Raw genomic sequence first — 287 nt, forward strand, 5'->3', positions numbered from 1 at the left:
GCATCGGCCAGTTCGCCCACCACATCGCGCTGTGTATGCCAGTTTTCCTTGTTCGGGTTCTTCACATCGCTCGGCCACAGTGCAAAGCCGTCATGATGCTTTGTCACCAGCACCACATAGCGCGCGCCGGACGCCTTGAAGAGCCGCGCCCAGGATACAGGGTCCCAGTCCTCCAGCGCATCATTGAAGGCCGTCCCGAAATGATCATACGAATAGTCCGCCCCATATGTCTCACGGTGATAAACCGCTGTCGGACTATCCTCAAACTGCATCGTGTTCTGGTACCA

At 56.8% G+C, this 287-nt stretch carries 1 protein-coding gene; it reads right to left on the reverse strand.

Annotated elements, in window-relative coordinates; translation table 11 throughout:
- Positions 1–287: alpha-L-fucosidase (locus tag HY29_RS01960; protein ID WP_162176659.1), on the reverse strand; the 287-nt coding region annotated here is incomplete at both ends.

The sequence above is a fragment of the Hyphomonas beringensis genome (assembly GCF_000682755.1).
In the GTDB taxonomy this organism is placed as follows: Bacteria; Pseudomonadota; Alphaproteobacteria; order Caulobacterales; family Hyphomonadaceae; genus Hyphomonas; species Hyphomonas beringensis.